Below are 24,379 nucleotides of genomic sequence, written 5' to 3'. Positions count from 1 at the left end.
AAAAAAATTAGTAATTATCCTCTCCGTAGTCTGTAAAGCTATCATCGCCTTCAAACATATCGTAATCTTCCTCATCATAATCATCGTCAAAATCTCCAAAAATATCGTCATTCGATACAGGACCAGCTGAAAATGATTTAGTAGGAATATCATCTGGTAAAATACCATGAGAAAATAAAAGCTCTGGATACAATATCCCTGGTTCTTCCTCTTCAATTGCGGCTAATTCAACGAAGAATGTCCACATATTAAGAAAATCATACACATAGATAATTTTAGTCTGATCTTCATCTAAAACAGCATTAATAGGTGTTGAACCCATTGTTTTTCCTGCATCTTGATCATCACTCATATCAAAAAGAGAAATTTCCTCTTCTTGTTGAGCCCAGCTATCATCACACGCATAAAATGAAGCTGCTTCCATACCGTCAAAGCCAAAAGCATTCACAATAGCATTGTGTAAATCTTCTAAAGTATCGTCTTCTAAAATAGCAATATCGCGAAAAATATCTTCCTCAGTATCAAGGATAACTCTGAATTTATAAACCATAATTTTTTAAACCGATTAGAAATGCAAATTTATAATTATTATTAAGTCTTTGGGCATAATTTGAGGTCTTTTTATTAACAGTTGATGCAGCAGTTTCTCTTAGTTGGAAATCAAAAACTTACTACCTTTTACAATTCATCCTCCTAAAACTACAGTTCGTCCAGTCTTATTTTTATATGCATTCTAATCTCCTAATCTTTGTACTACAAACCAACCAAAGTACCTATGAAATTTATATTTTTGATTATTGTAATGTTGACACAATTTGCCCTTCAGATGGGAACAAGCTGGTCTGTCGGTTCCTCTTATAACCAAGAGGAAAGTAGCAAAGGAATAACAACAATAAAAGAAGAACAAGAGGCTCCAATAAAGAAAGTAAAAACGGATAGCAAAAAAAATGAAAAATAATTATGTAAAACTCATACTCTTAGCTTTTATCGTATTCATTTTGTTTACGAAAGTGCTCAAGTTACATTTTATGGATTTATCCTTGTTTTTGGGGTATCTCGTGTCTTTTGTAGGGGTTATTATCCTGGTGAACCAATATTGGAAAGAAAATTATTGGAAGAAGTTTACGAAATCTTTAGATGGAAAGGAGAATAGTGTACACAAAGTGACAGCTATTGTAACTGCAATTAACTTTGGGTTTATTTGGATGATATGTTTAGCCTTGAAGATTTTTGATGTCCATTTTATAGGAAATAGAACCTTCTATTACTTTATGGATTCTAGTAGCTTCAGCGCCATCTTTAGCACCGCTTTTTTCTTTAGTATCCTCGTGTATATTTATTACTATACTTATTTTACGTCTTTGGACAAAAGAATGAGTATCAACGAGCAAAAAGTGATTACAGGTAGCGTATCGGCTCAATTTGAAAGTTTAAAAAATCAATTAGACCCTCACTTTTTGTTTAATAGTCTCAATGTACTCAATGCATTAATTGAAGAGAATCCTGAAAAAGCACAAGAGTTTACAAGCGGATTATCAAAGACCTATCGCTATATCTTAGACCAAAAAAATAAAGAACTAGTACCTTTAGAAGAAGAACTAGACTTTGCTCAAACGTATATTGAATTGCTCCAAATGCGTTTTGAAGAGAGTTTAACCTTTGAAATTGAACAAGAAATAAAGCAAGAAGGAGCAAAGGTAGTTCCCTTATCCTTGCAGTTGTTGTTAGAAAATGTAATCAAACACAACAAAGCAACTTCTACAAAACCTTTGCATATTGTAATCAAACAAGAAAACGGCTATTTAGTTGTAGAAAATAACTTGAACTTACGTCAAGTCAATGAGGATAGAAAGGGAATTGGGCTAACCAATATCGCCGATCGCTATGCCTTATTGACGAATAAACCAATCAAAATTGACCAAACAGAAACAACATTTACAATACGAATCCCGATATTAACTAAACTTATTGAACCTATGAGAATTATTGATGTACAAGAAAATGAACAAGAAATATTGATCCAAGCAAAGAAAAACGTGGAGAAAATGAAGAAGTTTTATGCACACCTTACCATGTATATTATGGTGAATACCTTTTTAATTGTATTGAACTTGATGACTGATGCAAGATTTATGTGGAGTTTAATCGTTGTGTTTTCATGGGGAATTGGATTAGTAGCCGATTGGATGAAGACCTATAACTATCATTTTTTCTTGGGAAAGGATTGGGAAGACCGAAAAATCCGTGAATACATGGATCAACAAAATAATCGTACCAATAATTGGAAATAAAAGAAAAAATGGATTTTTATACCAAAGAAGTAGAACAAAAATATTGGGGGTATAAGCGCAAAAGAGCGGGATATTTGAAAAGTCTTTTTATTCAAGTTGTGGTGTGGTTACTATTCACTGGTGTTATGCTTTACCAACAGCTTGTGGGATTTGAAGACGTGGTAATCGGAATTCATACACCTACCTATAAAAGTTCTGAGCGAATGTTTTATGAATTACCTTTGTGTTGGTTGGTGCTTCTGATTGTACAATTTATTTTTTACTATGCAGAGCGAATACCTTTCTTGTCTCAATGGCAAGATCGTTTAGAACGCAAGGAATTTGAACGGTTGAAAAATACATACGAATATCAATTGAAAGTAAAAGATGAAATCACTTCGCATAGTCATTATTGAGGATGAAAAACCAGCGGCACGCTTGTTGGAACGAAAAATAGAAAAATTAGGATACCACGTGTTGGAAATGATAACCAGCGTAGAAGACGCAGTTCAATGGCTCCAGCAAAACGAAGAACCAGATTTAATCTTTTTAGATATTCAACTATCGGATGGTTTGTCGTTTGAAATATTCGACCAAGTGACCGTGAAAAGCGCCATTGTTTTTACCACGGCTTATGATGCCTATGCCTTACGTGCTTTTAAGTTGAATAGTATAGATTATTTATTAAAGCCAATTAGCGATGCAGATTTGAAAGGAGCTATAGATAAATTCAATGAGCAACGAGCGTCTTTCTTCGCTTTTACGGAGCAATTGAATCTGTTTAAATCTTTTCTATCCACAACACCGAAAGAAAATAAAGAGCGTTTTTTAATTAAAATAGGTACCCAATTAAAGATTGTACCGATTGGAGAGGTCGCTTGTTTCTTCAGTACAAATAAAATTACCTACCTCAAAACAAAAGAAGGTAGAGATTATATTTTAGATCACTCCCTCGATGAGATTGAAAAAACAATAGAAGCAGAGCAGTTTTTTCGCATAAGTCGTAAACACATTGTTGCTGTAGATTCAATTAAGGAGATTACAGCCTATAGTAATTCGCGTTTAAAATTGAGCTTACAGGTTGATTTTGAGGAAGAATTGATTGTAAGTAGAGAAAAAGTTAACGATTTTAAGCTTTGGCTTAGTTAAACGATTCATTTTTTTGTTGAAAAAAACAACGAAAATTCAACTATTCTTGATTCAAGGGTAATATTAACTAATTTATTAACGCAACTTCTTTTTGATATCTTGATTTTATTAATACTTTTACAAAGACGTAAAATTATAAATCATTAATATGAAAAAATTAGCAGTTGTTTTGCTAGCATTAGGAATGTTTTCATGTAAGCAAGATAATACAATTGAGATTACTACGAAAGATGTTGCCAATGATACAAAAGTAGAAATCATGACTTCAGAATTGGGTAATCCTTCTCCAACTGTTGTTTACACAGGAACTATAAAAGATAATAAATTAGTTTTTGAAAATCCATTCACTGAGTTTGAAGAAGCTTATATGGTACTAGGTGGAGAAATGCAAAACAATGTGTTTTTCATCGGAGAACCAGGGCATATCACAATTTCAGTGGCTAAAGATCAACCAACAGAAACTGTTTTAGGTGGAAGTGAGAATAACCAAAAACTTCAAAAATTACAAGATGAAGTAAAACCAACGGTTATAAAATTAAGAACTTTTATTGATGAGAATCAAATGAATTTAATGCAATTAAGCCAATCGAATGAAGAGGCTGATCGCGCTAAATTTGAGGCTCTTCAGAATGAATACAAAGGATACATTGACAGTATCAACGAGGTGTACAAAAAACACCAACAAGACAATGCAAATAATGCTTTCGGATTGTTGTTACTTTCTCAACAAATGATGTCTTCTCAAGATGGAGAAACTGATTTTGTAAAGGAATTTGATAAATTCTCTGCAGAATTAAAAGAATCAAAAACTGGAAAGAAAATTGATTCGATGCTTAAAATGATGAACGTATCAGAAGAAGAAACTGCAGGATTGAAAGTAGGTGATATCGCTCCAAACTTTACAAGTAAAACTCCAGATGATAAAGAATTATCATTAGAAGAATTCAAAAAAGGAAAAAAATTAGTTTTAATTGATTTCTGGGCTTCATGGTGTGGACCTTGTCGTGTTGAGAATCCAAACGTAGTTAAATTATACAACGGATTTAAAGCAAAAGGATTGGATATCATCGGAGTATCTTTAGATAAAGACAAAGATAAATGGTTACAAGCAATCGAAAAAGATGGTTTAGTTTGGGGACAAGTTTCTAACTTACAATTCTGGAATGATGAAATTGCAGCTGAGTATGGTGTACAAGCTATTCCTGCAAACTATTTAATCAATGAAAAAGGAGAGATTTTAGCCATCAATTTATATGGTGAAGAATTATACCAAAAAGTAGAAGAGCTATTAAAATAGACCAATAATTCCTTTTTTAGGAGGAAATTTGAACAAATAGAAAAAGCAACAGCCGAAAGCTGTTGCTTTTTTTTATGGGAATACCTTGAGATTAGGGTTAAAAAGGAGTGAAATTGAAATAGTGTTAAAACACTTTGGAATGTGTTGTTTTTCGGCGGTTTTTTTTAAAGATTAGATAGAAAAATAGGGCTAAAAATAGAGATGAAGGAATGATAAAAACACGTTTTTTTGGTTTTTGGGAAGAATACTAAGGTTAAATTACGATTATCATTTTAATATCTTAAAATATGGAATATATAACTAATCTTTTATACTAATTGAAATGTATAATCATATAAATCGTATGAAGTGTTTAAAAACGTATTAAATATTAATAAAAAGTTCTATTTTTAAGCAGCTAACAAAACGATTGAGAAATGACAACAGAAGATTCTAATTTAGACAGAATCAAGTTCGGTCCGTATAGAGATCGAATCCTAACTGCAGAAAAAGCAGCCTTATTAATTCACGATAAAGCCATTGTAGGAGCTAGTGGTTTTACCAAAGCAGGAGATAGTAAATCTGTTTTACCTGCTTTTGCTCAAAGAGCAGCCAATGAAAAAGTAGCGATTACCTTAATTACAGGGGCTTCTTTAGGGCAAACAACAGATGCCGATTTGGCAAAAAACAACGCTTTAATCCGAAGAATGCCCTTTCAGGCTGATTCCGATTTAAGGCATGCAATTAATAGCGGTCAGGTGAAGTATATTGACCAACATTTAAGCGAAACAATTGAACAATTACAAGAAAAACATATCCCACAAGTCGAAATTGCGATTATCGAAGCTACTTATATTAATGAAGAAGGTTTTATAATCCCAACAACATCAATTGGAAATTCCGCTTATTTTGCCAGCGTAGCTAAAAAGATTATCATTGAAATCAATACGGCTATTCCGTTAAGCGTTGAGGGTATTCACGATAATAGCGTGCCAATTAAGCAACCGCGAAGAGAAATGATTCCAATTCACACGGTAAAAGATCGCATTGGAGAGTCTTTTATCCGTTTAGATCCGGATCGTGTGGTGGCAGTGGTATTCTCAAGTATTGAAGATACACCTGCAATTTTACCTGAGCCAGATGTGAAAACGACTGCGATTTCAACTCATTTATTGAACTTCTTTGAAGCTGAGGTGAAAAAAGGAAATCTAACAGAAGCTTTGTTGCCTTTACAAGCTGGTATTGGTAAAGTAGCTAATGCAGTGTTGACAGGATTCATTGATGGTCCATTTAAAGACCTAACGATGTATTCAGAAGTATTACAAGATAGTACGTTTGATTTGATTGATTCAGGAAAAATGATTTTTGCCTCAGGATCGTCAATTACAGTAACAGAAGCCTGCTATGAAAAAATCATCAACAACTTCGATCAGTATAAAGATAAATTAGTATTGCGTCCTCAAAACATCAGTAATGCCCCAGAGGTAATCAGAAGGTTGGGGATTATTGCAATCAATACAGCAATTGAATTTGATATTTACGGAAACGTAAACTCGACGCATATCAGTGGAAGTAAAATGATGAACGGTATTGGTGGATCTGGAGATTTTGCGCGAAATGCATACTTGAGTATTTTCGTAACACAAGCAGCATCAAAAGAAAACAAGATTTCACACGTATTGCCGATGGTATCTCATGTGGATCATACGGAACACGATGTGGATATTTTAGTTACGGATCAAGGTTTAGCGGATTTACGCGGTTTATCTCCTCGTGAGCGTGCTGAGGTAATTATTGAAAATTGCGTACACCCAGAGTACAAAGAAGAACTAAGAGAGTACTTTGAACGAGCGAAAGAATTAGGAGGACATACTCCTCATATTTTGGAAGAAGCGTTCAAATTTCATACACGTCTAAAACAAACAGGTTCTATGAAACCATAGCCATTAAAATCTCTACACCAGTTGTAGAGATTTTTTTTTCTTCTACGCGATTTCCCAATCTTTAAGCCGTACTTTTTATTATCTTAGCAGTAAAATGTATAGGACGTATAAAAATGAAAGAAGTTAGAATTGTTGGAGTACCGGAACACTTTAATTTACCTTGGCATTTATGCCTAGAAAATGGAGAGTTTAATGCAATTGGAATTGATTTACAATGGACAGACATTCCAGAAGGGACAGGTAAAATGTGCCAGATGTTGCGCCAAGAGGAAACCGATTTAGCTATCATTTTATCGGAGGGAATTATCAAAGATATTACAGCTGGTAATGAAACTTCAATTATACAAGAATACGTAGCCTCTCCTTTATTATGGGGGATTCACGTAGCTGCTGATTCACCTTTTCAATCTATTGCAGAGTTAGAGCACAAACGAATCGCTATTAGCCGATTAGGGTCAGGCTCTCATCTAATGGCTATTGTACATGCTAAACAGATGAATTGGGATTTAGAGAAGCTAACGTTTGTCATTGTCGATACGTTAGATAAAGCCGTTGTTGCTTTGCAAAATAAAGAAGCTGATTATTTTATGTGGGAGCGCTTTATGACACAGCCTTTGGTCGATCAAAACGTATTCAGACGAATTGGAGAATGTCCAACACCATGGCCTTCTTTTGTTTTGGTTGGTCGTCGTGCGTTTGTTCAACAAAACCGCGCTTTAGTAGATAATTTATTAGAGGTTATCAATGCTACAACCTCAGAATTTAAATTTATTCCGAGTATTGATCGAACATTAGCAGAACGCTACAATCAAAAAGTAGAAGATATTCAGGATTGGTTGTCTTTAACGCGTTGGTCGCAAAGGCAATTATCCAAAGTAAATTACGATAAGATACAACAGCAATTAGTCGATCTACAATTGATCGACACACCCAAGCAATACGAAGATATTAAAATGTAATTTTTTCTGATTTACAGATGGACAATCAAGAAGTACAAATTATTAAAAAGAAAAAGAAATGGTATGAGTACCTGAGAATTCCTTCTCCATGGGACTATATCATAATTTTTATATTGAATGTACTCTTGACGGTTCCTATCTTTATTATTGTGCATCAAAATATAATCGATCCAGAATGGCCGTATCATTTGGATCGTATTTTACTTTGTATCGTAATATTAGCGGTTTTTCAGTTTATTCTGTACAAACTGAAATCCATCTTGTTTATCTGTATCCTGGCTTATTTGGGGATCTTTTTCATCGGAACTTCGCATGAAGATTATGATCTGGAATCCATTTTTGATGATTATCGCGTGATGATTTATGCCATGGCAAGTACGCAAAATCCACAGGATTTAATAATATCTAAACTTCTGCCTTTTCCTAATAAATCCAAAGTGATTAAGGCGATTGAGTACGATAATCCCAAAGTTCGAAACTTTGCTTTATTAGCTACAACAAAGAACTTCTCTAAAGTACAGGGATATGGAGAATACAGACAAATCATTCAGTGTTTAGCTATTTTTAAAGAAGTGCGTACGCGTTGGAATTATGTCAATGACCCCAAAGGACGAGAATATATTGCAACTGCTTCAGAATCGTTGATTCACTTTTCAGGAGATTGTGATGATTATTCCATCCTCATGGCGGCCTTGATCCGTTCTATTGGAGGAACACCGCGCTTGATCCATACCAAAGAGCACATGTACCCAGAGATGCTGATTGAAAATAAAGCGCATTTGGAAAAAGTTATCTTCTTGATTAAAGAGGTGCTTTTTGTGGAAGAGAGTAAAGGGAAAGAAGTACATTATCACGTTGATGAACGTGGACAAATCTGGCTGAATTTAGATTATACTGCGCGTTATCCGGGTGGACCTTTTATGTCCGAAGAAATTTTAGGGCAGCTGACTTTGAATTAAATGATAGAAAAATAAATACAATGGATATTACAAATACAACAGCACTCTATGCAGGAAGTATTTTTGGTGCTTTAGCTATTATATTTGGTGCTTTTGGCGCACATGCGTTAAAAAAACACATGGATACCGAACGATTAGAAAGCTATGAAACAGGGGTAAGATATCAAATGTATCATGCTATTTTGCTTTTGGTTATCGGTATACTGCCTCAACGCGAATACACCTATTACGCAACGAATCTCATTATCATAGGAGTGATTCTATTTTCCTTTAGTATTTATGGGCTTGTATTAAGCGCAACCTTTGGAAAAAAAATAAAAATACTAGGACCTATTACGCCTATAGGAGGATTGGCATTAGTTGCAGGATGGATAATGCTGTTTATTGCTTTTTTATCTTTGTAATTCTAGTTAAATAAGGTTAATTTTGTGCATTAAATGAAATGCTATGAAAAAACATTTACAATTACTACTGCTTGGAATAGCGGTAGTATTTACGGCGTGTAATTCGAAGACACAATTTGAAATAGAAGGAACTTTGGCTCATGTACCTGATGGAGAGATGATTTACTTAAACAAAGTAGCTGATACAAATGCAAATGAGTTAATCAAGTTGGATTCTATTGTAGTGCAGAATGAAGGGTTTAAGTTTATGGGTAAAATAGAGCAACCTACTTTGGGCTTTTTAACTTTTCGCGATCAAAAAGGAAGAATTCCTTTGTTTATTGAAAACGGAAAAACACAAGTTACCATTGATCAAGATAACTTCACTTCTTTTGCATTAAAAGGAACCCTGAACAATGAAACGCTAAGTGAATTTGAACGAAATTTGAGCTTGTATAAGTACAATATCCTTACCTATCAAGGACAGCAGCAACAGGTTTATATGGAAGCCATGCAACAAAAGGATGAGACTAAAATGCAACAAATCTTACTGGGATTTAAAAAGTTACAAGAAGATGAGCAGCTGTTTATTTCGAATTACTTAAGTCAACATCAAACATCTCTAACTGCTCTTTACTATTTGTATTTTACAAGTAAAGAAGATTTATCTCAGCTAAAAATGGTATATGAAAACCTTTCAGAAACAGATAAAAAATCAAACTTAGCGCAATTAGTAGCAGAAAAAATAAAGTAACTATCTTGTTCTAAAATAAAAAAATAAGCCCCACAATTTTTGTTGTGGGGCTTATTTTTTATAGGGCATCTAAGATTATTTTGAGTAAGAATAGAACGGATAAGACATATAGTGTCGGACTCACATCCTTGTGTTGTCGAGTTCCTACTTTGAAAAGGGTAAAACTCAACATACCAAATACAATTCCTTCCGCAATGCTATAGGTGAAGGGCATAAAGACAATGGTGATAAAAGCAGGTAGCGCTTCTGAAAAGTCAGAAAAATCAATATTGACTACTGAACTAATCATGAATAGTCCCACAATAACTAAAGCGGGTGCTGTCGCAGCCGCAGGAATAATTAAAAACAAAGGTGCTAAGAAAATAGACAAAGCAAACATGCAAGCCACACTAACGGCAGTTAATCCTGTTCGCCCCCCTGAGGCAACTCCCGATGCACTTTCGACATAAGAGGTAACCGAACTAGTTCCTAAAACTGCACCAAAGGTCGTTCCAATAGCATCTGTTAGCAATGCTTTTTTCATTTGTGGAAAATTGCCATTTTTATCCGCGATTCCCGTTTTAGAAACAACACCAATCAACGTTCCAATTGTATCGAATAGGTTGACAAATAAAAAGGTAAAAACCACAATAACCATATCAATTGAGAACACACTAGAAGCAGATTCGGGTGAAAATAAGAAGGATATTGCTTTTCCAAAGGTAGGCTCCATTGACGGTGGAGCTGTAATTAAACTTGTTGGAAAATGAACATCACCTAAGAGTACACCGAATAAAGTCGCCACTACAATTCCAATGAGAATTGAACCATTGACATTTTTGATTAACAAAATCCCTGTGACTAAAAGTCCAGCTAAAGCAATCCAAACACTGTGTTGACTAAAATCGCCCAAGGTTACTAATGTATTGGGGTTACTAACCACAATGCCTGCGCTTTTTAAACCAATTAAGGTAATAAAAAGCCCAATTCCAACAGGAATGGCTTCTTTTAGTACTTTCGGTATATTGTTGACAATAAGTTCTCGGATATTGAAAATCGTTAGCACAAGAAAGATTAACCCTGCTAGAAATACCCCCGTTAAGGCAAATTCCCAGCTATAGCCCATTGTTAGTACTACTGTATAAGCAAAAAAGCTATTCAATCCCATACCTGGAGCTTGTGCAATAGGCAATTTTGCCATGAATCCCATCAATAATGTTGCACATACCGTAGCAAGTGCTGTTGCCATGAATACGGCATGCTTATCCATTCCTGCATCCGCAAGAATATTGGGGTTAACAACCAAAATATAAGACATCGTTAAGAACGTAATCACTCCAGCCATCATTTCTTTTTTGATGCTGGTATTGTGTTTACTTAACTGAAAGTAATTTTCTAAAAAGGTTTTCATTGTGTTGTTGAATTAGCGAGCAAAAGTAGTGAGTTTGAATGAAAAAGTAACACCCAAAACAAAAGCAAGTGCAAGAAACTTAGAGGGTAATAACTAATCGAGTTCCAGGATCCATTGGTTTATTCCAAACTTGTTCAATCGCTTCTAAGGGATGTACTTCCGTTTGAATATGCAGTTTTCCTTGTGCTGCTAATAGAAACATCTCAGGTAAAATAACTTTGTTGAATACAATGAGTTCTTCTTTGGTTAAACTACCAAAACCTGATCCCATCAATTGAATATCTGTGCTGCGTAGAATTGCAGAAGTTAATTGAATCTCTTTTCCAGCCATATCCCCAGCTGTTACAATCTTAACTGTTGATGCCAAATGATGGATGTCGTTGCCTTTGAAAGCATTTAAAATAGCTTGGAAGGGTTTACCCCATAGGTAATCAATCACTACATCAATAGGAGTCTGTTGGTGAATGGCTTGTATTTGTGCGGTTAGTTCTTCTTCGTTTTCTGGCAAAACAAGGGTTTGCGTTGCACCATAGCCTTTTAATTGCTCTAATACCGCTTGATTTCGACCGGTAACAATGATTTCTTTCGCCCCATAATGTTTGGCAATTTGTACTCCAACTTGTCCTGTTACTCCAGTAGCTCCGTTGAATAATACATTTTGACCTTCTTGTAATCTAGCGCGAATAATTAAAGGCATTGCAGAACCTAAAATAGCATTCGGTAAAGCTGCTGCTTTCGCATCGTCTAAGTTTTTAGGAACAGGGGTATAGTTCCCTGAAATAATCGCCTTTTCAGCAATCATACCCGTAATCCCTTGGCCATACACTTTTGTTCCATCTTCTAAATAACCAACCCCATCGTTGCCTACGACTGCAGGTAAATCTACGCCTACGACTGCAGGTAAATCTACATAGCTCGCATAGTGTTTACCACTTACTCGTGCTTTGTCTAAATTCTTTACTGCAGCAGCGGTAACACGTAGTAGGTGTTGGCCTTCTTGTTGTACAACGGGCTCTGCTATTTCTCCAAATTTAGGTACTTGACCTAGTTCATATAAAATGGCTCCTTTCATGAGAATCTTCTTTTGCGAGATAAAAATACGATTTTTAAAAGTAGGAGAGGGAATTGAGGCAAATTAAAAAGGAAGAAGAATAAAGCTGTTAAATAATGCTAAATCACATCAAAACAATAGAACAGCAGATTACATAAAATGAGATTAATATGTATCTTTGTTTTTTTGCACAAAATTATGTCTAAAGTAGAAGATTTTATTGAAGTTTTAGGAGCTAGAGTTCACAATCTAAAAAATATAGATATCCGTATTCCACGAGAGAAACTCGTTGTGATTACAGGATTGTCGGGCTCTGGTAAGTCATCCTTGGCTTTCGATACAATATATGCAGAAGGTCAACGTCGGTATATCGAGACGTTTTCCGCCTATGCCAGACAGTTTTTAGGCGGTTTAGAACGACCAGATGTAGATAAAATTGATGGATTGTCACCTGTAATTGCCATTGAACAAAAAACCACCAATCGCAGTCCGAGATCAACCGTAGGAACGATTACGGAAATTTATGACTTTTTGCGTTTGCTTTACGCTAGAGCAGCAGAAGCCTATAGTTATAATACTGGCGAGAAAATGGTGAGCTATACGGATAGTCAAATTCAAGAATTGATTCTCCAAGATTATGCAGGTAAAAAAATTAATATTCTTGCTCCTGTTGTACGCTCAAGAAAAGGACACTATCGCGAATTGTTTGAGCAAATTGCCAAACAAGGATTTTTGAAAGTGCGCCTTGATGGGGAAATCAAAGATTTAGAATATGGAATGAAGGCGGATCGTTACAAAACCCATGATATTGAAATTGTAATTGATCGCTTGCCTATTGATGATAAGGAACAAACGGCACAACGCTTGGCAGAAAGTATTCAGACCGCGATGTATCACGGTGATGATACCATTGTAATCCTGGATCAAGAAACCCAGGAAGTGCGCTTTTTTAGCCGTCACTTGATGTGTCCAACGTCAGGGATTTCTTATGCTAAACCTGAACCCAATAATTTTTCATTCAACTCTCCGAAGGGAGCTTGTGAAGTGTGTAATGGATTGGGAACGGTACATGAAATCAATTACCACAAAGTGATTCCTGATGCAGCTATTTCAATTAAAAAAGGTGGTTTAGCTCCACTTGGACCGGAGAAGAGCACTTGGATTTTCAAGCAATTGGAAATCATTGCGCAGCGCTATAATTTTAAATTAACAGATGCGATTCAGGATATTCCAAAAGAAGCTATGGAGGTGATTCTCAATGGTGGACAGGATAGCTTTACAGTAGAACACAAAGTAGCTGGTATTTCTAAGAATTATAAAATTGATTTTGAGGGAATTAATAATTTCATTAAAAATCAGTTTGAAGAAAGTGAAACAGCATCAATTAAGCGTTGGGCGAAAGAATACATGGATGAAATTGATTGTCCATCATGTAATGGAACACGCTTGAGAAAAGAAGCATTGTATTTTAGAATTGCAGAAAAAAATATAGGCGAATTAATCCAAATGGATATTGAACATTTGATTGCTTGGTTCGCAGATATATCTGATAAACTTTCGGACAAACAAAGAAGTATTGCCGAGGAAATCTTAAAAGAAATCAATACGCGATTGTCGTTTTTGAAAGATGTTGGGTTGACTTATCTATCATTAAACCGTAGTTCAAGAACGCTATCGGGAGGTGAAGCACAGCGTATTCGCTTGGCTACACAAATTGGTTCACAGTTGGTAGGTGTACTTTATATCTTAGATGAGCCGAGTATTGGTTTGCATCAAAGAGACAATGAGCGCTTAATCAAATCGCTGGAGTCTTTGCGTGATATCGGAAACTCTGTCCTTGTGGTGGAGCATGATAAGGATATGATTGAACGTGCGGATTACGTGATTGACATCGGTCCTTATGCAGGAAAAAGAGGAGGGCAAATCATCAGTACTGGTACGCCACAGGAATTGTTGAAAGAACACACCCTTACGGCACAGTATTTGAATGGTGAATTAGAGATTGCGGTTCCTACAGAACGAAGAAAAGGCAATGGAAAGTCCATCAAGTTAGAAGGAGCAACTGGAAATAATTTAAAAAATGTTACCGTTGAGATTCCCCTAGGAACCTTAACTTGTGTTACAGGTGTTTCAGGATCAGGGAAATCAACCTTGATTAACGGAACATTATATCCGATTTTAAACAATCACTTTTTCAATGCGGTGGCTAAGCCTCAACCGTATAAAAAAATTAGTGGTTTAGAACATATTGACAAAGTAATTGGCATCGATCAAAGTCCGATTGGACGAACACCGCGATCAAATCCAGCTACGTATACTGAAGTATTTTCTGATATTCGAAATCTGTTTGCACAAACAACAGAAGCTTCGATACGAGGGTATAAACCAGGTCGATTTAGTTTCAATGTGAGTGGTGGACGTTGTGATACTTGTGAAGGATCAGGAGTTCGCACCATAGAAATGGGCTTTTTACCCGATGTATATGTAGAATGTGAAACCTGCCAAGGAAAGCGCTTTAATCGTGAAACATTGGAAATTCGCTACAAAGGGAAGTCGATTTCAGATGTATTGGAAATGACAGTGGCAGATGCAACGGAATTTTTTGAAAATATTCCGAAGATTTACCGCAAATTGAAAACGATTAATGATGTGGGATTGGGTTATATTACGCTTGGACAACAAAGCACAACCTTGTCTGGTGGAGAAGCACAACGCATTAAATTAGCGACAGAGTTATCTAAAAAAGATACAGGTAATACATTCTATATCTTAGATGAGCCTACTACGGGCTTGCACTTTGAAGATATTCGCGTCTTGATGGAAGTAATCAATACGCTGGTGGAAAAAGGAAATACAGTGCTGATTATTGAGCACAACCTAGATGTAATCAAGTTAGCGGATTATATTATTGATATTGGATATGAAGGTGGAGCGAATGGAGGAGAAGTATTGGCGAAGGGAACACCAGAACAAATAAGTAAAGTAAAGAAGAGCCATACGGCTCACTTTTTAAAAAACGAACTTAAAAAATGATTGAATTATGAAAGAAATTGTAGGCAATGAAGAGGAGAAAATCCAAGAAAAATTCAAGCAAAAGTCTTGGACAGAAATAAAAACGAACGATTCGTGGGGGATTTTTAAAATCATGTCTGAGTTTGTTAATGGATATGAGAAAATGGGACGTATCGGTCCATGTATTTCTATCTTTGGTTCAGCTAGAACAAAAAAAGAAGATCCATACTATAAATTAGCAGAAGAAATTGCATTCAAAGTTAGTAAAGCTGGTTATGGTGTTATTACTGGGGGAGGACCTGGTATTATGGAAGCTGGTAATAAAGGAGCACACTTAGGACAAGGTGTTTCAGTGGGATTGAATATTGAATTACCTTTTGAACAACATTTTAACCCTTATATCGACAGCGATAAAAATATTCAGTTTGACTATTTCTTCGTGCGTAAAGTTATGTTTGTGAAGTACTCTCAAGGATTTGTTGTAATGCCTGGAGGATTCGGAACATTAGATGAATTGTTTGAAGCAATTACCTTAATCCAAACGAAGAAAATCGCTAAGTTTCCAATTATTTTAGTGGGAACAGATTTCTGGGGAGGTATGTTAGAGTGGGTTAAAAATGTACTATTGGCTAAATATTCAACTATTTCTCCAGAAGACATGAATTTGATTCAATTGGTTGATACAGCAGACGAAGTAGTAGAGCGTATCGATGCTTTCTACAAAAAGTATACGCTAAAACCAAATTTCTAAAAATAGAAGCAGAAGTACCATAAATAAAAAATCCAGCACCTAGGTGCTGGATTTTTTTATGATGTTTGTTGACAATTATTTTAATTCCAATTGCACTACATTTTCTACGTGATGCGTCTGTGGAAACATATCTACAGGACGAACTTTCGTTACTTTGTATTTGGCGTCTAATAAAGCTAAATCTCTTGCCTGAGTAGCTGAATTACAACTTACATACACAATGCGTTTAGGTGCTACTTTTAAAAGCATATCTACCACATCTTTGTGCATTCCATCTCTTGGTGGATCGGTAATGATTACATCTGGATGACCATGGGTAGCAATGAACTCATCATTGAATACATTTTTCATGTCTCCCACATAGAAATCACAGTTGGTTATTCCGTTGCGTTCTGCATTGATTTTAGCATCCGCAATTGCTTCTGGTACAGCCTCAACCCCCACAACTTTTTTTGCTTTTTTCGAAACGAATTGCGCAATAGTTCCTGTTCCTGTATATAAATCGAATACGAGTTCATTTCCTGTTAATTCAGCATAATCGCGTGTAATCTTATACAATTCATACGCCTGATCTGAATTGGTTTGATAGAATGATTTAGCATTGATACTGAATTTCAAACCTTCCATCTCCTCTAAGATGTAATCACGTCCTTTATATAAAACAACGTCTTGGTCATAGATGGTATCATTAGCCTTGCCATTTACCACATATTGTAATGAAGTAATTTCTGGGAAAGTTACAGCTAAATGATCCATAAGCAATTCTCTTTCTTCTTGATTATCATAGAAGAATTGAATCATAACCATGATTTCTCCAATTGAGCTTGTGCGAATCATTAAGGTACGCAATAAGCCTTCTTGTTCTCTTGGATTAAAGAAAGATAGGTTATTTGCATTGGCAAATGTTCGAATCTCGTTGCGAATCTCGTTAGATGGATCTTGTTGCAAATGACATTTTTGAATGTCTAAAATTTTATCCCACATTTTAGGGATGTGAAAGCCCAAGGCATTTTCTTTGCCAATCTCGTCTCCACTAGCAATTTCTTCTGGTGTTAACCAACGAGCATTAGAGAAAGAAAACTCCATTTTATTTCTGTAAAATAGTGTTTTTTCAGAACCTAAAATAGGCTCAAATTCAGGTAGTTCAATTTTACCAATGCGTTTAAGGTTATTTTGAACTTCTTGATTTTTGTAAAACAACTGTTGCTCATAAGACATATTTTGCCACTTACAGCCTCCGCAAGCACCGAAATGTTGACACACGGGTTCAATACGGTTTTTAGAATAGCTGTGAATTTTTATAGCCAACCCTTCATAATACGCTTTGCGTTTTTTAACGGTTTGGATATCAACAACATCTCCTGGAACAACATTGGGAATAAAAATAACTTTCCCGTCAGGAGCTTTAGCTACCGAAACGCCTTTTGCACCTGCATCAAGGACTTCTACGTTTTCGAATACGATTCTTTCTGTTCTCTTTCTTTTCATGCCACAAAAATAGCTTTAATTTCTTTTCACTGCATTTTTTTAGTCTTTTCTGACGGAAGTTTTGTTTTGATTTAATGTATTGAATTACAGTTTGTTATGTTTGATTTTAGAAGTAAAGACGTAATTTATACTAATTCTATTTAAGCAAGGGGAACCTGTAGTAATTAATAGTAAAGGCAAAAGGAAATATGTCCTAGTTCTATTTCTTTTTTTTTGGTTAATTTGGTAAAGGTTATAGTGAAAAATGATGCTTGACCAATCAGGAAGAATCAGTTGTAAAGGAGTAGGTGTACATGAAGTCAACGGATTGTAAATAAATGGTGTGTTTTAACAAAAATATAATAACAATTACCCAAATAAATCGCAATTATGGATTGATTTAATCTAGGGTATTCCTTAAATTTACTAAAAAGAAAGTAATTATGAGTAACCTTATAAGAAAGATAGGGGTTTTAACTTCTGGGGGGGATGCTCCTGGAATGAACGCAGCAATCAGAGCGATTGTTCGTACATGTTCTTACCACGATGTAATGTGTGTAGGGGTATTTAGAGGATTTCAAGGATTAGTAGAAGGAGATTTTGAAGTATTAGGTCCTCGTGATGTCAACTATATCATTAACAAAGGAGGAACCATTTTAAAAACAGCGCGCAGTGCTGCATTTAGAACCGAGGAAGGAAGAAAAACAGCCTATGAAAATCTGAAAAATGCTCAAATCGATGCCTTGATTGTTATTGGTGGTGATGGTAGTTTTACTGGTGCAATGCTATTGAGTAAAGAATTTGATATTCCAGTGATGGGAATTCCAGGTACTATTGATAATGATATCAATGGTACGAGTCATACAATTGGTTTCGATACAGCCTTGAATACAGTGGTAGATGCTGTAGATAAAATCAGAGATACCGCAAGTTCACATAAGAGACTCTTTTTTGTTGAGGTTATGGGACGTGATGCAGGACATATCGCGTTGAATGCCGGAATCGGAGCAGGAGCAGAGGAAATTATCATTCCAGAAGAAAACTTAGGCTTGGAACGTTTATTAGAATCGTTGAAGAAAAGCAAATTATCTGGGAAATCATCGAGTATCGTTATTGTTGCGGAAGGTGAAAAACTGGGGAAAAATGTTTTTGAACTAGGAGAATATGTGGAAGAACACTTGCCTGAATATGAGGTTCGTGTATCCGTTTTGGGGCATATGCAAAGAGGTGGAGCTCCTTCGTGTTTTGATCGTGTTTTAGCAAGTCGATTGAGTGTAAAGGCGGTCGAAACGTTATTAGAAGGAGGGAAGAATTTCATGGTTGGATTAATCAATGATCAAGTTGCATTAACTCCTTTAGAAAATATCGTAAAAGGGCATACAGCAGTAGATGCGGAACTATTACGAGTATCAGATATAATTACAATCTAAGTATAGAATTAAATAAAAAAGCAAATATGAAAACAAGAGTAGGTATCAATGGTTTTGGACGTATTGGACGTTTAATGCTAAGAGAAGCGGTAAAGAGAAACGATATTGAGATCGTTGCAGTTAATGATTTAATGGCTGTTGAGCAATTAGCTTATTTAATCAAATACGATTCTGTACATGGTCGTTTTGATGGAACGGTGGAAGTTGTAGATGGGCATTTAATTGTCAACGGAAAAGAAATCCGCGTTACAGCAGAACGCAATCCATTGTTGCTGAAATGGGATGAGGTAAAAGTAGATGTTGTAGCAGATTGTACAGGGGTATTTAAAGATTTAGCAGGTGCACAACAGCATATTGATGCAGGTGCAAAAAAAGTGCTAATTTCTTCTCCATCACCAGATGCTCCAATGTATGTAATGGGAGTAAATGAAAAGCAATTAAAACCAACCGATACAATTGTTTCGAATGCTTCTTGTACAACAAACTGTTTGGCACCTTTAGCTAAAGTATTGAATGATTCATTTGGTATTGTAGAAGGGTTAATGACAACGATTCACGCAGCAACAGCAACACAATATACTGTAGATGGACCTTCTAAAAAAGATTTTAGAGGAGGACGCTCTGCTTTAGTAAATATTATTCCAGCTTCTACAGGAGCAGCAAAAGCAGTAGGGAAAGTTATTCCTGAGCTAAAAGGGAAAATTACAGGAATGTCGATGCGTGTACCAACAGCTGACGTTTCAGTTGTTGATTTAACTGTAAAGCTAGGGAAATCAACAACGTATGAAAATGTAATGGCGGTGTTGAAACAGGCAAGTGAAAATGAATTAAAAGGAATTATGGCATTTGTTGAAGACGATGTAGTTTCTCAAGATTTCGTTTCAGATCCACATACGTGTATTGTAGATGCTAAAGCAGGTATTGCTTTGAATGAAACTTTTTATAAATTCGTTGCTTGGTACGATAATGAATACGGTTATGCTGCTAAAATGGTAGATATGGCTGTATTGTTAACTACAGTAAAGTAATATAACAAAGCAAATGAAAATAATCGTCGATAGCGGTTCTACAAAAGCAGATTGGATCTTTTTTGATCAAGATAATAAAGTGATAACTTCGGTGACAAGCCTCGGGCTTAATCCCGAAGTTATTACATTAGAGGAGTTTCATACTCGGGTAAATACAGTTCCTGATATTGCCAAAAACAAGGATAAAGTAACGGAATTGTACTTCTATGGTTCGGGCTGTGGCTCGAATCGAAGTAAAACAACCGTTCGCGATTTTTTTACCTCGTATTTTATCAACTGTCAATCAATTAACGTGCATGAAGATACTTATGCAGCCGTTTATGCAACAGTTGGAAAGAGTGAGAAAGGAATTGTTTGTATCAATGGAACGGGCTCTAATGTCTCTTATTACGATGGAACAGTTATTCATCAAAAAGTGCAATCGCTAGGCTATATGGCAATGGATGATTGCAGTGGAAGTGCTTTAGGGCGATTGATGATTAAAGCGTTGTTTTTAAACTATATGCCGGTTGAATTAGCGAAGAAATTTATACAGAAGTACGATTTAGATGCAGATGTGGTGAAGTATAACTTCTATAAAAAAGAAAACCCAAATGCGTATTTAGCTTCTTTTCTTCCTTTTTTAATTGAACACAAGGATCATCCTTTTTTTCAAGCGATGATTGAAGAACAGGTGGTCTTTTTTGTAGAACACTACATTAAAAGCCATCCAGAATCAAGTAGTGTACCCGTACATTTTGTAGGATCAGTTGGTTATTTTTTACAAGATGAGTTTAAAGCGGTTTTACATAAGCATGGAATTACAATTGGAAAATTCATTCAAAAACCATTGGATGGATTAATCGATTATCACAAATAAAAAAATATGGAAATAGCAATAATTGCCCATGATGGTAAAAAAGATGAAATGCTGGCGTTTATTCAGAAAAACCGCGCCATTTTATCAAGAGAAGGCATTGAGTTAATTGCCACTGGAACAACAGGTGGAATTGCACAAAAAGAAGGGTTTGAAGTATTGCGCATGCTATCTGGACCATTAGGAGGGGATGCTCAAATTGCAGCTCGTGTTGCGGAAGGGAAAACTAATATGGTCTTGTTCTTTAAAGATCCACTAGGGAAACATGCACATGAACCTGATATCAATATGTTGCTTCGCGTTTGTGACGTACACAACGTTCCTTTAGCAACGAATGAAGCTAGTGCTCAGTTGCTTTTGCATGCGATAGAATAGTTAACGGTTAACAGTTAACATTTATCGGTGTACAGTTTAAAAGATTACATTTTTATAGTAAGACGATTTATACCGTTCACTGTTAACGGTCAACTGTAAACTAAAAGAGGGTGTCCCAATCAGGACACCCTCTTTTGTTATTTTGTAGCAATCATTGAAATTTCAACGTTTACATTACGTGGTAATTTTACAACTTGAATGCATTCTCTTGCTGGTGCAGTTTCTGCTTGAAAAAAGCTACCATATATTTCATTCACTTTAGCAAAATCATTCATATCAGTTAAGAAAATCGTTGCTTTAACTACGTTTTCAAACGTCATGTCTGCTGCTGTTAGAATAGCTTTTAAATTCGCCATTACTTGTTTTGCTTCATCTTCAATACCAGTTGTAACTAATGTTTCAGTGGCTTGGTTAAATGGAATTTGACCAGAGATGAAAAGTAAATCACCTACTAATACAGAATGATTATAAGGACCAATAGGTTTAGGTGCTTGATCAGAATTTATGATTGTTTTTTTCATGCTTATATTGAATTAAAAATAGCGTTTATCCGGTGCTTTTCGTTTTTCCCACTTGATATCACTTAACATCGATGATTTAATTCCGATGAAGAAGCCCCAACTCGTATACGTTCCAATCGGAACCCAAGTGAAGTCCATACGCCAGCTCAATAAATCTCGTTCAAAGCGGAATTGTGTAAAGGTAACTCCTTTTTGTACAAAGTCATAACCCGAAGAAAACCCGACCTTCCAGCGCGGAGTAAGTTCTATATTTCCAGACATCATCACCGAGTTATTGGAAATCTCATTTTGACGAGCTGAATTATTGTAGGTTAGGGAATAGGCAAAGGTTAAGTCCCACGGAATCTTAGCATTGTAAAACCCTTCAAAAGGACGGTCTTCTTTTTTGTTGTCAAACATACTTTGACGATTATCTCCTAGATTTCCTGCTTGACCAAATAAATCATCACCACGTCCACCATTGTCAATTGAGTTTTGGTTGGGGTTCTCTCTGTTGCCGAATAAAGGATCATTACTGTTCAATGACCAGTTAACGGTTACGTTTGCACTCGTTAAGCGGAATAAACTTCCTCCGTTATTGATATTGAAAACATCAATACGTTGATTGTTATTATTTAAGGCATAAGGGTCTAAAGTAGCCCCTACGTTAATCTGCATTTTATTTTGGAAAAGAGTCGTTCCTGTAGAAACACGCATAGGAGCCCATTTAAGAGAGTCTGCAGACATGTTATAGCTGGTGGAAAGGTTCAAGCTGTTTAATAGCATTAGCTTTCTGAATCCGTCTTTTTCCTCGTCGTCGCGTATCTTGGCTTCAAAGGTATTACTCAACGACATATTCAACATATTGGAGTTTGTTAGACCCGGAGCTCCAAATAACCCTCCTTGGAAACGCGTATACTGCTGCATCGTCGTACCAGTGGCATCTATGCTATAGGTATCGTAATATTGGTCAAAACTAGGGGTATAAGAATATCCTACGCTTGGACGCATGACGTGACGAATAGCTTGAATTTTACTGTCCTTGCTAAAGTTAAACGTACCGTAAATAGTTGTTCCAATGTTAGAGCTAAAATTATAGGTACTAAAGCGATCAAATCCATTGACACGAATGTCTTCTACACGGTTTGTCTCAGGATTGTATTGTTTCTTTATGGTATTGAAAACCCAAGTTTCATTATAGGTACCTCCTGCAGAAACAGAGAAGTATTTGAAAAGCTTAAAGTTTGTCGTAATCGGAATAGTGTGTTGAAAACCAGAATTCAAACTGTCAAACATCGGTTGTTTGAAGAAGTTATCTTCATGGATATCCACTCGGTTTTCTCCTCTTAAGTTATAAGAAAGGTTTAAGTTTTTGATTAGCCCTTTTTTCGATCCATTTTTTGGAGCAAAAGGGAACATACGATCTACACTCGCTTGAAGTGTCGGTAAGGACATATTCACTCGACCTGTATTGGTTGATTGTGAATGTGTGGCAGAAAGCGACATATTAACTTGTGGTGTACTTTCAAAAGTTTTAGAATAACTGATGGAAGAGTTCATCGTATTGTTTAACGAAGCGCCTACGTTATAAGAGTTATTTGATTGTCTGAAATATTGACCACTACCCATGTTAACCGAAGCAGAGAAACGCGAACCAGGGTTTGATTTAGCATCTTGTGCGTGGTTCCACTGTACGTTGTAGATGGTACTTTTTTGGTAATCAGGAAGTCCTCGTTCACTGAATATGTTATTTTCATAACGAATTAATACACGTCCGTTGTATTTATAGCGCTTGGCATAGTTGCTACTCGATCGCAAGGCCCAGCTTCCATTGGTGTAATAATCCCCTTGCATCGTTAAATCTGCTCGATCACTTAAAGCAAAGTAATATCCTCCATTTTGTAAATAGTATCCTTGTTGGTTCGTTTCTCCCACACTCGGAATAATAAAACCTGATTCTGCTTTTTCCGACATAGGGAAGAAGGCAAAAGGCAATCCTAATGGAGTAGGTACATCAGCAATAACCATATTCGTAGGTCCAACTACAACCTTTTTATTTGGAACTAATTTAACTCTTTTCGTTTTGAAGTAATATTCAGGATCATCTAAATCTTTGGCTGTAGTGAAAATCACATCCTCCATGAAGTACACCGAGTCATTTTCTTTCTTCGTCATTCCAGATTTGATGTTGAACTCTCCTTGAGAAGTTCTAGACTGCCACACCAAAGCACGTTGTGACTTCGTGTTGTATACAATAGAGTCTGGTTCAACTATTTGTCCTCCTTGTTTGAAAACAGGAGCTTGACTTAAATTACCTAAACTATCTTTGATACGACCGGCGTAAATTTGATTCTGTTCGTAATTGAATACAATAATCCCCGCAGTTAATTCAAAATCCTGGTATTTTATTTCCGCTTGGTTGTATAACGTAATCTGCTTTTTCTTTTGGTCTAGCTTATTGTAATCTTTTGCTTTGCGATAGACAATATCTTCTAAATACCCCTTGGCAGGTGGTTTAATACTATCCGTCGTATTCTTAATGGAAGGTAAAGAATCTTGGGTTGGGACAATAGTGTCCGTGTCTAAACCTGGTAATAGTTTAGAGTCTTTGTTGTTGACTTTCAGTGAAGTAGTTGTTTTGTTGAACTCTTGAGCTTTAACTCTAGGGAATGAAAATACCCCTAAAACGAACAAAACTATGACGATATTGAAAATATTAGTACGCAAATCTATGAATATGTGCTATTTTTGTAAAATCAAACCCGTTGTTTTTAACGTGTCAAACTTACATATATTTTTTCTGAAAAATGTAATTTAATTTATATT

Annotated in this window: 22 protein-coding genes; 16 read left to right on the top strand and 6 right to left on the bottom strand. The window is 35.8% G+C overall.

The features are described from left to right. Positions 1-7: 7 nt before the first annotated feature. Positions 8-550, bottom strand: a complete 543-nt coding sequence (locus M2306_RS09295) for an IS1096 element passenger TnpR family protein (protein WP_002991058.1) — start codon at positions 548-550, stop codon at positions 8-10. 225 nt (positions 551-775) lie between these two features. Between M2306_RS09295 and M2306_RS09290 the strand changes: the two genes are divergently transcribed. From M2306_RS09290 to M2306_RS09245, 10 genes are all read left to right on the top strand, one after another. After that, positions 776-958 (top strand): hypothetical protein, encoded by a 183-nt coding sequence (locus M2306_RS09290; RefSeq protein WP_236594042.1) that lies wholly within the window; start codon positions 776-778, stop codon positions 956-958. Next, positions 948-2,291 (top strand): 2TM domain-containing protein, encoded by a 1,344-nt coding sequence (locus M2306_RS09285; RefSeq protein ID WP_259189939.1) that lies wholly within the window; start codon positions 948-950, stop codon positions 2,289-2,291. Before M2306_RS09290 ends, M2306_RS09285 begins: the two co-directional genes overlap by 11 nt. A gap of 8 nt (positions 2,292-2,299) precedes the next feature. After that, entirely contained in the window at positions 2,300-2,686 is a 387-nt protein-coding gene (locus M2306_RS09280; RefSeq protein ID WP_115089709.1) for a hypothetical protein, read from the top strand. Beyond that, complete coding sequence (locus M2306_RS09275; RefSeq protein ID WP_115089710.1) at positions 2,658-3,419, top strand: LytR/AlgR family response regulator transcription factor; 762 nt, start codon at positions 2,658-2,660, stop codon at positions 3,417-3,419. Before M2306_RS09280 ends, M2306_RS09275 begins: the two co-directional genes overlap by 29 nt. A 148-nt stretch (positions 3,420-3,567) precedes the next feature. Further along, a complete protein-coding gene (locus M2306_RS09270; RefSeq protein WP_259189944.1) occupies positions 3,568-4,716 on the top strand; it encodes a TlpA disulfide reductase family protein in 1,149 nt (382 codons plus the stop codon). Positions 4,717-5,132: 416 nt separating this feature from the next. After that, positions 5,133-6,638 (top strand): succinyl-CoA:acetate CoA-transferase ScpC, encoded by a 1,506-nt coding sequence (gene scpC, locus M2306_RS09265; protein ID WP_115089712.1) that lies wholly within the window; start codon positions 5,133-5,135, stop codon positions 6,636-6,638. Between the two features lie 113 nt (positions 6,639-6,751). Then, a complete protein-coding gene (locus tag M2306_RS09260) occupies positions 6,752-7,597 on the top strand; it encodes a substrate-binding domain-containing protein (RefSeq protein ID WP_259189946.1) in 846 nt (281 codons plus the stop codon). Between the two features lie 17 nt (positions 7,598-7,614). Then, complete coding sequence (locus M2306_RS09255; protein ID WP_002991083.1) at positions 7,615-8,556, top strand: transglutaminase domain-containing protein; 942 nt, start codon at positions 7,615-7,617, stop codon at positions 8,554-8,556. Positions 8,557-8,576: 20 nt separating this feature from the next. Then, the gene (locus M2306_RS09250; RefSeq protein WP_002991086.1) at positions 8,577-8,960 is read left to right on the top strand and encodes a DUF423 domain-containing protein; all 384 of its coding nucleotides are present in this window, start codon (positions 8,577-8,579) and stop codon (positions 8,958-8,960) included. Between the two features lie 43 nt (positions 8,961-9,003). Beyond that, positions 9,004-9,693, top strand: a complete 690-nt coding sequence (locus M2306_RS09245) for a DUF4369 domain-containing protein (RefSeq protein WP_259189948.1) — start codon at positions 9,004-9,006, stop codon at positions 9,691-9,693. A gap of 58 nt (positions 9,694-9,751) precedes the next feature. Here the strand turns inward: M2306_RS09245 and M2306_RS09240 are convergent, their stop codons facing one another. Together M2306_RS09240 and M2306_RS09235 are read right to left on the bottom strand one after the other, a co-directional pair. Further along, positions 9,752-11,083: an NCS2 family permease gene (locus M2306_RS09240; protein ID WP_259189949.1), complete on the bottom strand. Its 1,332-nt coding sequence runs from the start codon at positions 11,081-11,083 to the stop codon at positions 9,752-9,754. A 79-nt stretch (positions 11,084-11,162) separates the two neighbouring features. Then, entirely contained in the window at positions 11,163-12,155 is a 993-nt protein-coding gene (locus M2306_RS09235; RefSeq protein WP_259189951.1) for a quinone oxidoreductase family protein, read from the bottom strand. Positions 12,156-12,332: 177 nt separating this feature from the next. Here M2306_RS09235 and uvrA point away from each other — a divergent pair, with 177 nt between their 5' ends. Both uvrA and M2306_RS09225 read left to right on the top strand, forming a co-directional pair. Continuing rightward, positions 12,333-15,167 carry an excinuclease ABC subunit UvrA gene (uvrA, locus tag M2306_RS09230; protein ID WP_259189952.1) on the top strand — a complete coding sequence of 945 codons (2,835 nt, stop codon included), beginning with the start codon at positions 12,333-12,335 and terminating at the stop codon, positions 15,165-15,167. Between the two features lie 7 nt (positions 15,168-15,174). Further along, a complete protein-coding gene (locus M2306_RS09225) occupies positions 15,175-15,897 on the top strand; it encodes an LOG family protein (RefSeq protein ID WP_002991103.1) in 723 nt (240 codons plus the stop codon). Positions 15,898-15,972: 75 nt separating this feature from the next. Here M2306_RS09225 and rlmD read toward each other — a convergent pair whose 3' ends face one another. Further along, positions 15,973-17,385: a 23S rRNA (uracil(1939)-C(5))-methyltransferase RlmD gene (gene rlmD, locus M2306_RS09220; protein WP_259189956.1), complete on the bottom strand. Its 1,413-nt coding sequence runs from the start codon at positions 17,383-17,385 to the stop codon at positions 15,973-15,975. A 422-nt stretch (positions 17,386-17,807) separates the two neighbouring features. On the opposite strand from rlmD, the gene pfkA reads away from it, so the two are divergent. Genes pfkA through M2306_RS09200 form a run of 4 tightly spaced genes read left to right on the top strand, consistent with a single transcriptional unit; the run spans position 17,808 to position 21,053 of the window. Beyond that, positions 17,808-18,794 carry a 6-phosphofructokinase gene (gene pfkA / locus M2306_RS09215; protein ID WP_115089721.1) on the top strand — a complete coding sequence of 329 codons (987 nt, stop codon included), beginning with the start codon at positions 17,808-17,810 and terminating at the stop codon, positions 18,792-18,794. Positions 18,795-18,820: 26 nt separating this feature from the next. Next, a complete protein-coding gene (gene gap / locus M2306_RS09210; protein WP_259189957.1) occupies positions 18,821-19,822 on the top strand; it encodes a type I glyceraldehyde-3-phosphate dehydrogenase in 1,002 nt (333 codons plus the stop codon). Positions 19,823-19,835: 13 nt separating this feature from the next. Beyond that, complete coding sequence (locus M2306_RS09205; RefSeq protein ID WP_259189960.1) at positions 19,836-20,681, top strand: BadF/BadG/BcrA/BcrD ATPase family protein; 846 nt, start codon at positions 19,836-19,838, stop codon at positions 20,679-20,681. A 6-nt stretch (positions 20,682-20,687) separates the two neighbouring features. Then, positions 20,688-21,053, top strand: a complete 366-nt coding sequence (locus M2306_RS09200; RefSeq protein WP_002991118.1) for a methylglyoxal synthase — start codon at positions 20,688-20,690, stop codon at positions 21,051-21,053. A 137-nt stretch (positions 21,054-21,190) separates the two neighbouring features. Here M2306_RS09200 and M2306_RS09195 read toward each other — a convergent pair whose 3' ends face one another. Further along, positions 21,191-21,574, bottom strand: coding sequence for a Rid family detoxifying hydrolase (locus M2306_RS09195; protein ID WP_002991120.1), 384 nt, complete (start codon positions 21,572-21,574; stop codon positions 21,191-21,193). 12 nt (positions 21,575-21,586) lie between these two features. Continuing rightward, positions 21,587-24,280, bottom strand: a complete 2,694-nt coding sequence (locus M2306_RS09190) for a putative LPS assembly protein LptD (protein WP_259189963.1) — start codon at positions 24,278-24,280, stop codon at positions 21,587-21,589. Positions 24,281-24,379: the final 99 nt, after the last annotated feature.

Source organism: Myroides gitamensis (genome assembly GCF_029894455.1).
In the GTDB taxonomy this organism is placed as follows: Bacteria; Bacteroidota; Bacteroidia; order Flavobacteriales; family Flavobacteriaceae; genus Flavobacterium; species Flavobacterium odoratum.
This window is presented reverse-complemented; position numbering and strand designations above follow the sequence as displayed.

Bases quoted from the DNA above. Each gene is read 5' to 3' on its own strand.
- M2306_RS09295 (WP_002991058.1), bottom strand. From the start codon at position 550: ATGGTTTATAAATTCAGAGTTATCCTTGATACTGAGGAAGATATTTTT.
- M2306_RS09290 (WP_236594042.1), top strand. From the start codon at position 776: ATGAAATTTATATTTTTGATTATTGTAATGTTGACACAATTTGCCCTT.
- M2306_RS09285 (WP_259189939.1), top strand. From the start codon at position 948: ATGAAAAATAATTATGTAAAACTCATACTCTTAGCTTTTATCGTATTC.
- M2306_RS09280 (WP_115089709.1), top strand. From the start codon at position 2,300: ATGGATTTTTATACCAAAGAAGTAGAACAAAAATATTGGGGGTATAAG.
- M2306_RS09275 (WP_115089710.1), top strand. From the start codon at position 2,658: ATGAAATCACTTCGCATAGTCATTATTGAGGATGAAAAACCAGCGGCA.
- M2306_RS09270 (WP_259189944.1), top strand. From the start codon at position 3,568: ATGAAAAAATTAGCAGTTGTTTTGCTAGCATTAGGAATGTTTTCATGT.
- scpC (WP_115089712.1), top strand. From the start codon at position 5,133: ATGACAACAGAAGATTCTAATTTAGACAGAATCAAGTTCGGTCCGTAT.
- M2306_RS09260 (WP_259189946.1), top strand. From the start codon at position 6,752: ATGAAAGAAGTTAGAATTGTTGGAGTACCGGAACACTTTAATTTACCT.
- M2306_RS09255 (WP_002991083.1), top strand. From the start codon at position 7,615: ATGGACAATCAAGAAGTACAAATTATTAAAAAGAAAAAGAAATGGTAT.
- M2306_RS09250 (WP_002991086.1), top strand. From the start codon at position 8,577: ATGGATATTACAAATACAACAGCACTCTATGCAGGAAGTATTTTTGGT.
- M2306_RS09245 (WP_259189948.1), top strand. From the start codon at position 9,004: ATGAAAAAACATTTACAATTACTACTGCTTGGAATAGCGGTAGTATTT.
- M2306_RS09240 (WP_259189949.1), bottom strand. From the start codon at position 11,083: ATGAAAACCTTTTTAGAAAATTACTTTCAGTTAAGTAAACACAATACC.
- M2306_RS09235 (WP_259189951.1), bottom strand. From the start codon at position 12,155: ATGAAAGGAGCCATTTTATATGAACTAGGTCAAGTACCTAAATTTGGA.
- uvrA (WP_259189952.1), top strand. From the start codon at position 12,333: ATGTCTAAAGTAGAAGATTTTATTGAAGTTTTAGGAGCTAGAGTTCAC.
- M2306_RS09225 (WP_002991103.1), top strand. From the start codon at position 15,175: ATGAAAGAAATTGTAGGCAATGAAGAGGAGAAAATCCAAGAAAAATTC.
- rlmD (WP_259189956.1), bottom strand. From the start codon at position 17,385: ATGAAAAGAAAGAGAACAGAAAGAATCGTATTCGAAAACGTAGAAGTC.
- pfkA (WP_115089721.1), top strand. From the start codon at position 17,808: ATGAGTAACCTTATAAGAAAGATAGGGGTTTTAACTTCTGGGGGGGAT.
- gap (WP_259189957.1), top strand. From the start codon at position 18,821: ATGAAAACAAGAGTAGGTATCAATGGTTTTGGACGTATTGGACGTTTA.
- M2306_RS09205 (WP_259189960.1), top strand. From the start codon at position 19,836: ATGAAAATAATCGTCGATAGCGGTTCTACAAAAGCAGATTGGATCTTT.
- M2306_RS09200 (WP_002991118.1), top strand. From the start codon at position 20,688: ATGGAAATAGCAATAATTGCCCATGATGGTAAAAAAGATGAAATGCTG.
- M2306_RS09195 (WP_002991120.1), bottom strand. From the start codon at position 21,574: ATGAAAAAAACAATCATAAATTCTGATCAAGCACCTAAACCTATTGGT.